We start from the raw sequence: 14,749 nt of genomic DNA, 5'->3' as shown, positions 1-14,749 counted from the left end.
GTCCGCGATCGCGTCAAACCTTCGTAAACCCTAATGCCGCAGGCTCGGCCGAGTTCAGCTGCGCGACGCGTGACGCGCGCGCAGCCTCCTTGGAGCGAAGCCGTGGCGTTCTTTGCGGCCTTGAGCGGCGTTCTGGCGCTCGCCTGCATCTGGATCCTGCGCGCCGCGCTGATGGCGCTCGGGCGCGCCGAACGCGTCGAGGACGAGCTCGAGGCCGTGCGCGACCGGCTGTGGGAGTCCGAGGACCGCGCCGAGAGCATCCGCCTAGAGGGGGAGCGCGCGCTGGAGCAGGCCCAGGCCCGCGCCGAGGCCGGATCGCAGGCGAAGTCGCGCTTTCTCGCGACCGTCACCCATGAGATGCGGACGCCGCTCACCGGCGTGATCGGCACCGCCGGCCTCCTGCTCGACGCCCGGCTTGCGCCCGACCAGCGCACCTACGCCCGCGCGATCAAGAGCTCGGCCGAGGCGATGCTCGGGCTCGTGGACGAGATCCTCGACCTGTCGCGCGTCGAGGCGGATCGGCAGGCGCCTTCCGAAGAGCCGTTCTCGCCGGCCGCCCTCATCGAGGAGGTGGCCGAGCTTCTCGCCCCCCGCGCGCGGGACAAGGCGCTCGATTTCGCCGTGAAGGTCGGTCCCGGGGTTCCCGAGGAGGTCGGCGGCGACGCCGCCCGGGTGCGGCAAGTGCTGCTCAACCTCGCGGGCAACGCCGTGAAATTCACCGAGCAGGGCGGCGTCGGCCTCAAGGTCGAGGCGGCCGGGGGGAAGTTGCGCTTCGCCGTGGAGGACACCGGGCCGGGCTTTGATCCGGCCGACACCGAGCGCCTGTTCGAGGAGTTCGAGCGCGGCGAGGGCGCGGGCCAGTCGTCCGGCGCGGGGCTTGGCCTCGCCATCAGCCGCCGGCTCGCCGCCGCGATGGGCGGGTCGCTCTCCGGCTTCGCGGCCCCGGGGCAGGGCGCGACGTTCACGTTCGAGCTTCCCATGTCGCAGACCGTCGAGGCCTCGGGCGATCGTCCGCTCGCGGGGCTGCGGATCGCGATCGTCTCAAGCGCGCCCTTCACCGGACCCTGGCTCGCCGAAAGCCTCGAAGCCATGGGCGCGGCCGCGCGCGTCGTCGATCCGGCCGAGCTCGACGCGGCCGCGTCGCCGCAGGCGCGGCTCGACGGAACCTTCGCGGCGCTCGTCGACCGCGAGGCCGGCCCGTCGCCTTCGGCGCTCGCCGCGGCGGCGCGCTTCGCCGGCGCCGAGCGCGCGCTGCTGCTGCTGTCGCCGGCCGATCGCGGCGAGCTCGACCGCCTCCACGCCCAGGGGTTCGACGGCTATCTGGTCAAGCCGGTGCGCGCCTCCTCGCTCGCGAGCCGGCTTCTCGATCCGCTCGGCGTCGAGGACCGCCCGGCCGAGCCCGCCGCGCCCGCCGTGCCGTTCCCGGCCGGGGACGGGCTGAAGGTGCTCGTCGCCGAGGACGACCCGGTGAGCGCGCTGATCGCGCTCGCCCATCTCGCGCGGCTCGGCCACGCCTCGGTGCACGTCGCCGACGGCGAGGCGGCCTGCGAGGCCTTCGAGCGCGAGGCTTTCGACGCGGCGCTGATCGATATCCGCATGCCGCGGCTCAACGGCTGCGCGGCCGCGCGTCGCATGCGCGCCGTCGAGCTCGCGGCGGGCCGCGCGCCCGCGCTCATCTTCGCGCTCACCGCCAATGTCGGCGACGACGCGGCGGCGCGGGCGGCCGGCATGGACGGGCTGATGCAGAAGCCGCTCGACCGCCGCGCGCTCGAGGAGGCGCTGGCGCCGCTCGCGGGATCTCGACGGACCGCGGTCGCCTAAAAGTGAGAGCCGCTGCTTAGGCGGCTGAAAGTCTCTTTGCCTCAGGCCCTTACGTTGTCATGAGGGCGTCGGGCGAGTGTGGTGTCGTCTTCCGAGAAACCGGCGGCTATCGAAAACTTTCGCCTGCCGGTATGGAACGCCAGCGTTCTCTCGCTAGAAGGCTCGATCATGGCGATCGTCCGTCTCCCGCAGGCCGGTCCCGGCGCGATCGTGAGCCGTTTCCGCTCCCATCGCCCCGCCAAGGCCCTCGCTGCGCCGAAGTGGTTCGACGGCTTCATGACGCAGCCCGGGACCAAGCCGAGCCGCGAGCGGCTGGAGGCCTCGGCCGCGCTGCTGCCCAAGCCGCTCGGGCGGATCGGCGGCCTCGAGCTTCGCCTCGCCGAGCGCCCCAAGGACGTCAAGCGCGCCCAGCAGCTGCGCTACCGCGTGTTCTTCGAGGAGATGTCGGCGGTCGCCGATCCGATCGCCAAGCTCGCCCGGCGCGACATGGACCTCTACGATCCCGTCTGCGACCACCTCATCGTCTCCGACTACGCCGCCAAGCCCGTCCGTTCGCTCGCCGCCACGCTGATCCCGGGGCTGCAGGGCTTCGAGGTGGGCGCGTCGGCCGACGAGGCGAAAAAGCGCCCGCCGGTCGTCGGCACCTACCGGCTGCTCCGCCAGGAGGTCGCCGACCAGACGCTCGGCTTCTACACGGCCGGAGAATTCGACATCGAGCCGCTGATCGCGCGCCATCGCGGCCTCAACTTCCTCGAGCTCGGCCGCTCCTGCGTGCTCAAGCCCTATCGCGACAAGCGCACGGTGGAGCTGCTCTGGCACGGCATCTGGGCCTATGTGCTGGCGCACAAGAGCGACGTGATGATCGGCTGCGCGAGCCTTGAGGGCGTGGACCCGGAGAAGCTGCGGCTGCCGCTTTCCTACCTGCACCATTTCCACGCCGCGCCCGCCGAATGGCGCGCCGAGGCGCTGCCGGGCAAGCGCGCGCGCTTCGACCTTCTCCCGAAGGAGGCGATCGACATGCGCTCGGCGCTCCGCACGCTGCCGCCGCTGATCAAGGCCTACTTGAGGCTCGGCGCCTATGTGGGCGACGGCGCGGTGGTGGACGAGGCCTTCGGCACCACCGACGTGCTGATCGTGCTGCCGAAGGCCGCGATCAACCCGCGCTACATCGACTATTACGGCGCCGACGCCGACCGCTACGCGGCCTGAACGACGGCCCGGACCGGGACGTCAGTTCGCGACCTTGGACGTGACGGTGAGCGAGTTGTCGGCCTTCTCCGGATCGACTGGCCCCGCCTGAACCCGCGCGGACTGGCGCAGCGGCTGGTCCTCGGCGACCACCTCCGCCTTGATCAGCACGCTCTTGCGCGGCGCGAGCTTGCCGAGGTCGCAGCTGACGAAGCCGCCCAGGGTCCGGCAGTCGCCGAGCTTGCTCGAGGCCGATTTCAGGCGCCCGTTCTCCACCCGAAGCGAGAACGAGGCCGCGGTCGCAGCGTCCGGGCCGAAATTGGTCGCGACGAAGGAGAACGTCGTGCGTTCGCCGCGCCTGACCTTGCGCGGCGCGCTCCGCGCCTCGACCCGCATGTCGGCCTTCTTTCCCGGCTCGGCGTCGAGGTCGCGCATGAAGACGTCGAAGGCGCCGTTGGTGTCGCCGTCGACCAGTTGCGGGGCCTGCGAGGAGAAGGTGACGATGCGCCCGTCCGCCGTGATCGAGGCGAGGTCGCTGTAGAGCGAGGCCTGCCGCGATTTCCCGCCGACGTTGACGCGCGTCACCGCGCCGGACAGGCGGTCGGTGACGAAGACGTCCCATTTCTTGTTGGTGTCGCCCGGAACGAGGTTCGAGGCCCCGGAGGTGAAGGCGACGTAGCGCCCGTCCGCGCTGATCGTCGGCCGGTAGCTGTCGTAGTTCGCGAGATCGCCGGAGGCCGGGCGGCTGACGATCCTTTCCTCGCCCGTCTTCATGTCGACGGCGACGACGCCGCTCACATAGGTTTCGTCCGTGCCGGTGTCGCCGTCGATGAACCGCTGGACGGCCACGAAGCGCCCGTCGGCGCTGACCGCCGTGGGGGAGAATTGCGGCAGGCTCTCCATGCAACGCCGGGGCCCCATGACCTCCACGCACTCCGTCCGGCCGGTGACGGTGTCGTGCCGAAGGACCGCGTAGACCCTGAAGTCGCCCTGAGAATCGCCCCAGAACACGACATATCGGCCGTCGGCGCTGATGGCCGGCGTCATGTTCTGGCCTTCGTTCGGCACGCCGTTCGAGCTCTTGCTGATGAGCGTCGTGGTTCCGGCGGCGCGGTCGCGCATCAGGATGTCGGAGAGCTTGTTCTCGTCCTCCGGGAAGAGATTGGTCGCGTCGGTCTGGAACGCGACGCGCCGGCCGTCGGCCGAGATCGCGGCGAAGTCGCTCGGCCCGTCCCCCTCGCCGCCGCCGTCGGCGACGCTGACGCGCTCGGTCGTCTCGGTCCGGCGGTCGAACACGAAGACGTCGGCCTTGCCGTTCGTGTCGCCCTCGACGAGGTTGCTGGCGGTCGACGTGAAGGCCACGAACCGCCCGTCGCCGCTGATCGCGGGCCGGTAGCTCGCGCCGTTGGCCTCCGCCCCGCCGCGGCCCCGGCTCACCCGCGCCGTCTCGTCCGTGTCGTTGTCGTGGACGAAGACGTCGAAGGCGCCGTTGCCGTCGCCGGAAACGAGATTGGTCGCGCGCGACGAGAACGCGACATAGCGGCCGTCGAAGCTGATCGAGGATTTCTGGCTGTCGCCGTCGGCCTGCCCGCCGCCCGACGAGACGCTGATCCGCGTCGTCTCGGCGGCGAGCGCCGGTCCGCAGGCGAGGGCCGCCAGCGCGACGGCTGCGAGGCTCCGTCCGATCGTCATGCCTGCCGTCACCGTTCGAGGGCGGGGCCTGAATTCTGGAGAGAGCCGCGGCGGCGTCCATTAGGGAGAACCCTTACGCCGCCGCATGTCGCTCAGCCCGGATTGGCCACGGCCCAGCGGCCGTTCTGGCTCCGCCCGCCATAGCCGTAGGCGTCGCCGTCGACGGCATGGACCAGCACGTAGCTTTCGTCGTGCACGGGCCCGAGCAGCCCCGACATCCCGTCGAAGACGGCGCGCACGAAGGCGGTGGTCTCGGCCTTCACATTGGTTCCGGCCGTGACCTTGATGTCGAGCCAGAAGGCCGACAGCCCGGCTTCGGCCGGACGCTCGCCGGCGATGAACCACCGGCCCGGATCGGCGGGCTCCACCAGAACGGCGGTGACGCCGGGATCCTTTCCGAGCTTTTCGGCCGAGAGCCGCGACGCGAGCGCGGCGATCTCGGCGTCGAGTCCGGGGCGGGGCGAGGGCGTGACGTAGCGGACGACGATCATGGGCATGGGAGCCTCCTTGGTTTGGGGTGGCCCGAACATGCGCTTGCGCCATCATTATCTGAAGCGCATAAAGAATGAGTTTCATCATAGCAAAATTGAATGATGCTCGATCTCGACTCCGTCCGCCTGTTCGTGCTCGCCGCCGATTTCGGCAGCCTCACGCGCGCCGCCGAAGCGGCCAACACCGCGCAGCCCGTGGTGAGCCAGCGCATCAAGGCGCTGGAGACCCGGCTCGGCCGCAGGCTGCTGGACCGCAGTCCGCGCTTCGTGCGCACGACCGCCGACGGCGCCGTGTTTCTCGCCCGCGCCCGCGATCTCCTCGCCGCGCATGACGCGGCGCTCGGGCTTGGAAGCCAGCCCGCGGTCCATTTCGCGCTCGGGGCGAGCGATCATGCGCTCGGGGCCGCGATCGCGCGGCTGCTCGCGCCTGTTAAGGCGGCGCTCCCGCCGGACGCCACGATCGAGGCGCGGGTCGGCCTGTCGCAACCGATCCGGGCGATGTTCGACGACGGCGCGCTCGACGCCGCGGTTGTGCGCCGCGAGGCGGGCGGCGGGGAGGGGGAGCTGCTCGGCGAGGACCCGCTCGGCTGGCGCGCGGCGCCGGGCTTCCGGCTCGATCCCGGCCGGCCCGTGCCGCTCGCGAGCCTCGGGAGCCCTTGCGGCGTGCGCGCCGCCGCGATCCGCGCGCTGGAGGCGGCGGGTCTTTCCTGGCGCGAGTCCTATGTGGCCGGAAGCTGTTCGGCGCTGCTTGCGGGCGCGGCGGCGGGTTTCGGGGTCGCGCCCATGGGGCTTGCGGGCAGCGACGGCGCGCCCGACCGCGGGCCGGCGCTCGGCCTGCCGGCGCTCGGCTCTTCGCCCGTCGTGCTGCTGGCGCGCGCGCGGTCTCCGGAGGCCGCTGCGGCGATCCGCGCGCTCGCGGCCGGCGTTCGTTCGCTCCTACGGTGACTTGAGCCCACTTTTGAGAAAGGTCCGCCCCGCGGAATGCCCGATCGCCCGCTCAAGATCGTCGTGATCGAGGAGAGTCCCGTCCGGGCCGCGATCCTCGAGGACGGGCTGCGCGAGGCGGGGCATTCGCTGGTGATGCGCATCCCCGACCGCGCCAACCTGCTCGAGCGCATCTACGCGATCGACCCGGACGTCATCCTGATCGACCTCGAGAACCCGAGCCGCGACGTGCTCGAGCAGATGTTCCAGGTGAGCCGCGCCGTGAAGCGGCCAGTCGGGATGTTCGTCGACCAGACCGACCATTCCTCGATCGAGGCCGCGATCGACGCCGGCGTTTCGGCCTATGTGGTGGACGGGCTGAAGAAGGAGCGGGTGAAGCCGATCCTCGACACGATGGTGAGCCGCCACCAGGCCTTCGCCAAGCTCAGGGCCGAACTCGACCAGGCCAAGAGCCAGCTCGAGGAGCGCAAGGTCGTCGACCGCGCCAAGGGCGTCCTGATGCGCCAGAAGAACATCGGCGAGGAACAGGCCTACGCGTTGCTTCGCACCGTCGCCATGAACGAAAAGAAGAAGATCTCCGAGATCGCGCAGGCGGTCGTCACCGCCGCGGAGCTGCTGAAATGAGCCTAGACACGGTCAAGGTCGGCTTCATCCCGCTGGTCGACGCCGCGATCCCGATCATGGCCGCGGACGTCGGCTTCGCGGCGGCCGAGGGCGTGCGCATCGAACTGACGCGCGAGGTCTCCTGGTCCAACATCCGCGACCGGCTGGTGCTCGGCCATTTCGACGCCGCCCATCTCCTCGCCCCGCTCGCGATCGCGACCTCTCTCGGTCTCGGGCCGATCCGCGAGCGGCTCTCCGCGCCGATGGCGCTCAACCTCAACGGCAACGCGATCACGCTGTCGCTTCCGCTCTATGACGAGCTCGTGCGCCATCTCGACGCCGACCTCGCCGACCCGCGCGCGACGGCCCGCGCCTTCGCGGCGCTCGTGCGGACGCGGCGCGCGAACGGCGAGTTCGCGCCGACCCTGGGCATGACGTTCCCGTTCTCGACGCACAATTACCTGCTTCGGCTGTGGCTCGCCTCGGCGGGTCTCGAGCCCGACGTCGACGTCCGGCTCGCAGTGGTGCCGCCGCCCTTCATGGTCGACGCGATCGAGCAGGGGCATGTCGAGGGGTTCTGCGTCGGCGCGCCCTGGAACGCGGTGGCGGTGCAGCTCGGCATCGGGCGCATCGTCCATCTCGGCGTCGACCTCGTCCGCTCCTGCCCGGAAAAGGTGCTGGCGGTGCGCGAGCGCTGGCTCGGCGAGCGCCCCGACGTCGCGGCGCGGCTGCTGCGCGCCTGCCATGCGGCGGCCCGCTGGCTGTCCGATCCTACGAACCGGTGGGAGGCCGCCGAGCGTCTCGCCGCGCGCGACCGCCTCGACGTGCGCGCCGAGGCCATCAGCCGGAGCCTCGAAGGCCGGATGCCGACGGGCCGCGGCGCCGAAACCCGCTTCGACGCCGACTATCTGCTGTTCGACCGGGACGGCGAGACCCGGCCCGATCCCGAACATGCGCTCTGGCTGCACGCCCAGATGGCGCGCTGGGGACAGGCGAGCGCCGCGACCGCCGAGGAGGCGGCGGCGGTCTACCGCCCCGACGTCTACGACGCCGCTCTGGGGCTCATCGCCGCGCCTGCGCGGCCGCGTCCGGTCGACTGTTTCGTCGACCGCGCCGGCTGACGGGCCTGTTGCGCGCCATCATATTGCGCGCGCCTCCGATGCCTTTGTTTTGTGCAGTGCAACCTGACGCGGCGCCTATCGGGCGCGCCGTGGCCCGCGCTTCATCGCCCGCAGCCGGGCGATCACAGCCCTGTGATATTTAGAATTCCTTGAAAATCGAGCGATCGCTTCGCCCGCGCCAGAACTGGCACGCGCCTTGAATAGCTCTTGGCGAAAGGTTCCGCGTCGGCGCTGACGTTCGAACCCCGAAGCCCAATGAAGGGCCGCCAGCACCGCCGCTGAACCGACACGCCGATGAGGCGCGCCGTGTCAGCGGCTTTTTCATGTCCGGACCCCAGCGAAGGGTCGGATTTTACCGCGTAACCGATGTCCGCCCCGAGGGGCCAACGGAGCTTTGACGGACCCGATGAGCAAGAAAGACCTGTCGACCTTGCTGACCACCGGCCTCGGCCGCCGTGACGTGCTCCGCGCCGGCGCCTATACGGCCGCGACGCTCGCCGCCGCGCGCGTGCTGTCGCCTTCAGGCGTGTTTGCGCAAGGGAGCGGTCCCGAGACCACGAAGGCCAAGCTCGGCTACATCGCGTTGACCGACGCAGGCCCGCTTTTCGTCGCCAAGGAGAAGGGCTTCTTCGACAAGTACGGGATGACCGAGGTCGAGGTCGCCAAGCAGTCGTCCTGGGGGACGACGCGCGACAACATCGTGCTGGGCTCGGGCGGCGGCGGCATCGACGGCGCGCACATCCTCACCCCCATGCCGTACCTCATCACGTCAGGCGCCGTGACCCAGAACAAGGCCGGCACCCCGATGACGATCCTGGCGCGCCTCAACGTGGCGGGCCAGTGCATCTCGGTCGGCCAGGAATACGCCGATCTCAAGCTCGGGACCGACGCAGCGCCCTTCAAGACAGCGCTGGAGAAGAAGAAGGCCTCGGGCAAGGACGTGAAGGCCGCCATGACGTTCCCGGGCGGCACCCACGACCTCTGGATCCGCTACTGGCTCGCCGCCGGCGGGATCGACCCGAACAAGGACATCCAGACCATCGTGGTTCCGCCCCCGCAGATGGTGGCGAACATGAAGGTCGGCACGATGGACACCTTTTGCGTCTGCGAGCCGTGGAACGAGCAACTAAAGAACCAGAAGATCGGCTACACGGCGCTGACCACGGGCGAACTCTGGGACAAGCACCCCGAGAAGTCCTTCGCCCTGCGCACCGACTATGTCGAGCAGAACCCGAAGGCCGCGATGGCCTTGCTGCTGGCCGTGATGGAGGCCCAGCAGTGGTGCGAGAAGATGGAGAACAAGGAAGAGCTCGCGACCATCTGCGCCAAGCGCAACTGGATCGGCGCGCCGGTCGCCGACATCGCCGACCGCATGAAGGGCAAGTTCGACTACGGCGCGGGCAAACCTGTGGTCGAGAACTCGCCTTACATCATGCACTTCTGGAAGGACCACGCTTCCTATCCCTTCAAAAGCCATGACCTCTGGTTCCTGACTGAGGACATCCGCTGGGGCTATCTGCCGGGCACGACCGACACCAAGGCGCTGATCGACAAGGTCAACCGCGAGGATCTGTGGCGCGAGGCCGCCAAGACGCTCGGCGTTTCGGACGTGCCCGCCTCCACGTCGCGCGGCGTCGAGAAGTTCTTCGACGGCAAGGTGTTCGACCCCGAAAAGCCCGCCGAATACCTCGAGAGCCTCAGCATCAAGCGCATGGTCTGAGCGTCCCGGGCGGGGCGGTCCCTCGCGGCTGCCCGCCTGACGCCGGCCTCCCCGTTCTCCGGAGACATCCATGACCCCGACAGCAGCCGCGACGTCCAACGTGACGCAACTGAAGCCACAGGCGGCCGCGCCGACCGCGACGGTCGTGCCGCTGCCGGCGCCTGCGGCCAAGAAGCCGTTCTTCAGCCCGCGGGCCAAGACCCGCATGATGGAGTGGGGCGCGACCGTGATCCCGCCGCTGCTCACCACCGCGGTGCTGCTGATCCTGTGGGAGGTGCTCTGCTCGTCGCCGACCTCGTCGCTGCCGGCGCCCTCCAAGGTCGTCTCCGACACCTGGGAGCTGATCGCCAACCCGTTCTACGACAACGGCGGCAACGACAAGGGCCTCGGCTGGCAGCTCTACGCCTCGCTGAAGCGCGTGGCGCTCGGCTATGCGCTCGCGGCGATCGTCGGCATCGGCCTCGGCGCGCTGGTCGGCGCCTCCACCTGGGCGATGCGCGGGCTCGATCCCGTGTTCCAGGTGCTGCGCACCATCCCGCCGCTCGCCTGGCTTCCGCTCTCGCTCGCGGCGTTCCGCGACGGCGAGCCCTCGGCGATCTTCGTGATCTTCATCACCGCGATCTGGCCCGTGATCATCAACACGGCGGTCGGCATCCGAAACATCCCGCAGGACTACAAGAACGTCGCGCAGGTTCTTCGGCTCAACCCGATCGAATATTTCCATAAGATCATGCTTCCGGCGGCGGCTCCGTACATCTTCACCGGTCTTCGTATCGGTATCGGCCTGTCGTGGCTGGCCATCGTCGCGGCCGAGATGCTGATCGGCGGCGTCGGAATCGGCTTCTTCATCTGGGACGCGTGGAACTCGTCGCGCATCAGCGACATCATTCTTGCGCTCATCTATGTCGGCGCGGTCGGCTTCGTGCTCGACCGGATCGTCGCTCTCATCGCCGTCGCGGTCACCCGCGGCACGGCCAACGCCTGAGGACCAGATCCATGAGCAAGGCCTTTCTCACCATCGAGCACGTCGACAAGTCCTTCACCCGCGGGGCGATGACCAACGAGGTGCTGACGGACATCTCGCTCAGCGTGAACCAGGGCGAGTTCATCTCGATCATCGGCCATTCGGGCTGCGGGAAGTCGACCCTCCTCAACATCGTCGCCGGCCTCACCCAGGCGACCAAGGGCGTCGTCTTCCTCGAGGGCAAGGTGGTGGACGAGCCGGGGCCGGAGCGCGCCGTCGTGTTCCAGAACCACAGCCTGCTGCCCTGGCTCACCTGCTACGAGAACGTGTCGCTCGCCGTCGACAAGGTGTTCGGCCGCACGAAGTCGAAGGCCGAGCGCCACGACTGGGTGATGCACAAGCTCAAGCTCGTGAACATGGAGCACGCCAAGGACCGGCGTCCCTCCGAGATCTCGGGCGGCATGAAGCAGCGCATCGGCATCGCCCGCGCGCTCGCCATGCAGCCGAAGGTGCTGCTGCTCGACGAGCCCTTCGGCGCGCTCGACGCGCTGACCCGCACCCATCTGCAGGACCAGGTCATGCAGATCCAGGCCGAGCTCAACAACACGGTCTTGATGATCACGCATGACGTCGACGAGGCCGTGCTGCTGTCGGATCGCATCGTGATGATGACCAACGGCCCCTCGGCGCGGATCGGCGAGATTCTCGACGTCGACCTGCCCCGGCCGAGGAAGCGCCTCGAGCTCGTCTCGGACCGCACCTACATCGCGGCCCGCGCGGCTGTGCTCAAGTTCCTCTACGAGCGCCACAAATTCGTCGAGGCGGCCTGAGCGATGGGCGGGGCGGCACGCTTCACAGGCGATGAGGCGGATCGGTTCCGCCCCCTCTCCCGCGTGCGGGAGAAGGGGTCCCCCGCGTCGCGCCTCACCTTGCGAGGAGCCTGACCCATGGAGCGCGAACGCCTCGTCGTGGTGGGGGCCGGAATGGCGGGCCTGAAGCTCCTCGAGGAGCTGAAGAGCCGCTGCCCCGGCCGCTACAACGTCACCGTCGTCGGCGCCGAGCCGGAGCCGGCCTACAACCGCGTGCTGCTCTCCTCGCTGCTCGCCGGCGAAGCGAGCGACGAGGATCTCGCGCTGAAAGAGCGCGCCTGGTACGGCGCGAACGGCTATCGCCTCTTCACCGGGGCCGAGGCGCGGGCGATCGACCGGGCGGGCAAACGCGTGACGCTGCGCGACGGCCGGGTGCTGGCCTATGACAAGCTCGTGCTCGCGACCGGCTCGGAGCCGATCCGGCTGCCGCTGCCGGGCGGCCACCTGCCGCAGGTGCTGACCTTCCGCGACCGCTGCGACGCCATGAAGATGACGGCGCTCGCGACGCCCGGCGCCCGCGCGGTGGTGATCGGCGGCGGCCTTCTGGGCCTCGAGGCGGCCTATGGCCTCGTGAAGCTCGGCTGCGCGGTGACCGTCGTGCATCTCGCCGACAAGTTGATGGAGCGCCAGCTCGACGCCGCCGGCGCCGCGACGCTCAAGCGCGCGCTCGAAGCCAAGGGGATCGCCTTCGCGCTCGGCGCGCAGAGCGAGACCATTCTGGGCGAAACCCGCGTCGAGGGCCTGAGGCTCGCGACCGGCGAGGTGCTGCCCGCCGACATGATCATCATGGCGTGCGGCGTGCGCCCGAATGCGGTTCTCGGCCGCGCCGCGGAGCTCGAGGCCAAGCGCGGGATCCTGGTCGACGACGCGATGCGCGCCTCCGATCCGGACGTCTTCGCGATCGGCGAATGCGCCGAGCACCGCGGCGTCGTCTACGGCCTCGTGGCGCCGGCCTACGAGCACGCCAGGACGCTCGCCGCCCATCTCGCGGGCGAGGCCGAGATCTATGAGGGGAGCCTGCTCTCCACCAATCTCAAGGTCTCGGGCGTCTCGGTGTTTTCGGCCGGGCTCGTCGAGGCCGAGGAGGGGTGCGAGACCGTGCTGCTCGCCGATCCCGGCCACGGCCACTACCGCAAGTTCCTTGTGCGCGAGGACCGGCTCGTCGGCGCGATCCTCGTCGGCGAGGCCTCGGACGCGCTCTGGTACCTCGACCTGATCGCCAAGGGGGAGGCGCTCGGCGCCATGCGCGACGACCTCGCCTTCGGGCGCAGCTTCGCGATGGCGGCGTGAGGAGGCGGGGGATGGGACCGCGTGCTTCGAGACGCGGCCTGCCGGCCGATCCTCAGCATGAGGGAGGTTTGAGGCTCCCAACGGTCCTCATGGCTCGAGGAGCCTCGGCGACAGCCGGGGCGTCCCGAAGCGCGCAGTTCCGTTCGAGTTCGAACTCTTGGGTGTGAGATGAGCGGCGATTTTTCGGCGGACCAGAAGCGCTATCTCGAAGGCTTCGTCTCGGGCGTGCAGGCCGTGCGCGGCTCGCGCGGCGCGCCGGGCTTCGGCGGGGCCGTGCCGTTCCAGGGCGCCGGCGACAAGGGCCTGCCCGCGCCGCAGCAGCAGGCGCCTTCAGGCCCCGACGCGGTCCATCTCGAGGCCATGGCCAGGCAGGAGGCGGCGGGCAAGAAGCTCGTGCCGCAGGAGAAGGCCAAGCGCGAGGAGCACCCGTTCGACGCCTATGCGCGGCTGAAAGGTCTCGCGGCGGAGAACAAGTTCGCGAAGTCGCTCGACGACTTCCGCATCCGCTTCCACGGCCTATTCTATGTCGGCCCGACGCAGGACGCGTATATGTGCCGGCTCAGGATCCATAACGGCATCCTGAAGGCCTGGCAGTTCCGCGGCGTGGCCGATCTCGCCGAGCGCCATGGCGGGCCGTATTCCCACGTCACCACCCGCGCGAACCTGCAGGTGCGGGAGATCGACGCCGCGAACGGCATTCCGTTCATCGAGGGGCTGGTGGACCTCGGCCTCACCTCGAAGGGCTCGGGCGCCGACAACATCCGCAACGTCACCGGCACGCCGACGGCGGGGATCGACCCGCAGGAGCTTGTCGACACGCGGCCCTACGCCAAGGAGTGGCACCACCACATCCTGAACGACCGCTCGCTCTACGGCCTGCCGCGCAAGTTCAACGTGGCGTTCGACGGCGCCGGCCTCATCGCGGCGCTCGAGGACACCAACGACATTGGCTTCCAGGCGGTCGAGGCGCTCGACGGCCACGGGATCGAGCCCGGCGTCTGGTGGCGTCTCGCGCTCGGCGGCATCACCGGCCACAAGGACTTCGCGCGCGACACCGGCGTGATCGTGCCGCTTGGGCAGGCCATCAAGGTCGCGGACGCGATCGTGCGCGTCTTCATCGCGAGCGGCGACCGTTCGGACCGCGCCAAGGCGCGGCTCAAATACGTGCTCGACGCGTGGGGCTTCGAGAAATTCCTCGAGGAGGTCGAGAAGCTTCTGGGCTCCAAGCTCGTGCGGGCTCCGGCGGGCGCGCTTGCGCCGCGGCCCGAAAGCGACCGGCTCGCCCATATCGGCGTCCATCCCCAGAAGCAGTCCGGCCACAACTGGATCGGCGTCGGCCTCACGCTCGGCAAGATGACCTGCGAGCAGATGCGGGCGATCGCCGACATCTCCGAGCAGTATGGCGATCGCGATATTCGCCTCACCGTCTGGCAGAACCTGCTGATCTCCGGCGTCCGCGACGAGTTCGTCGACGAGGCGCGCGCGAAGATCGCCGAGATCGGGCTCGCGACCGAGGTTTCGAACGTCCGTGCGGGGCTGGTCGCCTGCACCGGCAACCGCGGCTGCAAGTTCTCGGCCGCCGACACCAAGGGGTTCGCGGACCAGATCGCGACCCATGTCGACGCGATCGGGCTCACCGTCGACACCCCGATCAACATCCACGCCACCGGCTGCCACCACTCCTGCGCCCAGCACTACATCGGCGACATCGGGCTGATCGGCGCGCGGGTGCCGGTCGGCGAGGAGGACACGGTCGACGGCTTCGACGTGCTGGTCGGCGGCGGTTTCGGGACCGACGCCACCATCGCGCGCGAGCTCGTCGCCAAGGTGAAGGGCGAGGACTGCCCGGCGCTCGTCGAGAAGATGCTGCGCGGCTACCTCGCCAAGCGCGACGGCGAGGAGACCTTCGCGGCCTTCACGCGGCGCCACGAGATCGTCGAGCTGAAGTCGATCTTCGAGCTGGAGGACGCGTGATGGCGGGCGCGGAAACCGACTGCTTGCTTCGAGACGCCGGCCTCCGGCCGGCTCCTCAGCATGAGGAGGAT

At 69.8% G+C, this 14,749-nt stretch carries 12 protein-coding genes; 10 read left to right on the top strand and 2 right to left on the bottom strand.

Translation table 11 applies throughout. The features are described 5' to 3' along the window. Positions 1 to 102: 102 nt before the first annotated feature. Complete coding sequence (locus ACFOWB_RS01580; protein WP_261401631.1) at positions 103 to 1,821, top strand: hybrid sensor histidine kinase/response regulator; 1,719 nt, start codon at positions 103 to 105, stop codon at positions 1,819 to 1,821. Between the two features lie 168 nt (positions 1,822 to 1,989). Next, a complete protein-coding gene (locus tag ACFOWB_RS01575) occupies positions 1,990 to 3,030 on the top strand; it encodes a GNAT family N-acetyltransferase (protein WP_378145310.1) in 1,041 nt (346 codons plus the stop codon). A 21-nt stretch (positions 3,031 to 3,051) separates the two neighbouring features. On the opposite strand, the gene ACFOWB_RS01570 is transcribed toward ACFOWB_RS01575, so the two are convergent. Together ACFOWB_RS01570 and ACFOWB_RS01565 are read right to left on the bottom strand one after the other, a co-directional pair. Then, complete coding sequence (locus tag ACFOWB_RS01570; RefSeq protein WP_261401632.1) at positions 3,052 to 4,701, bottom strand: hypothetical protein; 1,650 nt, start codon at positions 4,699 to 4,701, stop codon at positions 3,052 to 3,054. 92 nt (positions 4,702 to 4,793) lie between these two features. Further along, positions 4,794 to 5,198, bottom strand: a complete 405-nt coding sequence (locus ACFOWB_RS01565; protein ID WP_261401633.1) for a tautomerase family protein — start codon at positions 5,196 to 5,198, stop codon at positions 4,794 to 4,796. Between the two features lie 96 nt (positions 5,199 to 5,294). On the opposite strand from ACFOWB_RS01565, the gene ACFOWB_RS01560 reads away from it, so the two are divergent. The 8 genes from ACFOWB_RS01560 (at position 5,295) to ACFOWB_RS01525 (ending at position 14,678) form a co-directional block, all read left to right on the top strand. After that, positions 5,295 to 6,137: a LysR family transcriptional regulator gene (locus ACFOWB_RS01560; protein WP_261401634.1), complete on the top strand. Its 843-nt coding sequence runs from the start codon at positions 5,295 to 5,297 to the stop codon at positions 6,135 to 6,137. Positions 6,138 to 6,173: 36 nt separating this feature from the next. Beyond that, on the top strand, positions 6,174 to 6,761 hold the full coding sequence (locus ACFOWB_RS01555) for an ANTAR domain-containing response regulator (protein WP_261401635.1): 588 nt from the start codon (positions 6,174 to 6,176) through the stop codon (positions 6,759 to 6,761). After that, positions 6,758 to 7,861 (top strand): CmpA/NrtA family ABC transporter substrate-binding protein, encoded by a 1,104-nt coding sequence (locus tag ACFOWB_RS01550; RefSeq protein ID WP_261401636.1) that lies wholly within the window; start codon positions 6,758 to 6,760, stop codon positions 7,859 to 7,861. Before ACFOWB_RS01555 ends, ACFOWB_RS01550 begins: the two co-directional genes overlap by 4 nt. Positions 7,862 to 8,267: 406 nt before the next feature. After that, on the top strand, positions 8,268 to 9,581 hold the full coding sequence (locus ACFOWB_RS01545; protein ID WP_378145305.1) for a CmpA/NrtA family ABC transporter substrate-binding protein: 1,314 nt from the start codon (positions 8,268 to 8,270) through the stop codon (positions 9,579 to 9,581). Between the two features lie 70 nt (positions 9,582 to 9,651). Then, positions 9,652 to 10,566 (top strand): nitrate ABC transporter permease, encoded by a 915-nt coding sequence (ntrB, locus tag ACFOWB_RS01540; protein WP_261401637.1) that lies wholly within the window; start codon positions 9,652 to 9,654, stop codon positions 10,564 to 10,566. An 11-nt stretch (positions 10,567 to 10,577) separates the two neighbouring features. Beyond that, entirely contained in the window at positions 10,578 to 11,375 is a 798-nt protein-coding gene (locus ACFOWB_RS01535) for an ABC transporter ATP-binding protein (protein WP_261401638.1), read from the top strand. Positions 11,376 to 11,492: 117 nt separating this feature from the next. Beyond that, positions 11,493 to 12,704, top strand: coding sequence for an NAD(P)/FAD-dependent oxidoreductase (locus ACFOWB_RS01530; RefSeq protein WP_261401639.1), 1,212 nt, complete (start codon positions 11,493 to 11,495; stop codon positions 12,702 to 12,704). Between the two features lie 168 nt (positions 12,705 to 12,872). Continuing rightward, positions 12,873 to 14,678, top strand: coding sequence for a NirA family protein (locus ACFOWB_RS01525; RefSeq protein WP_261401640.1), 1,806 nt, complete (start codon positions 12,873 to 12,875; stop codon positions 14,676 to 14,678). The last annotated feature ends 71 nt before the right edge of the window (positions 14,679 to 14,749 follow it).

Source organism: Chenggangzhangella methanolivorans, from assembly GCF_042648545.1.
Lineage (GTDB): Bacteria > Pseudomonadota > Alphaproteobacteria > Rhizobiales > Methylopilaceae > Methylopila > Methylopila methanolivorans.
Note: the sequence above shows the minus strand (reverse complement) of the source record. Positions and strands in the feature narration are given on the sequence as shown.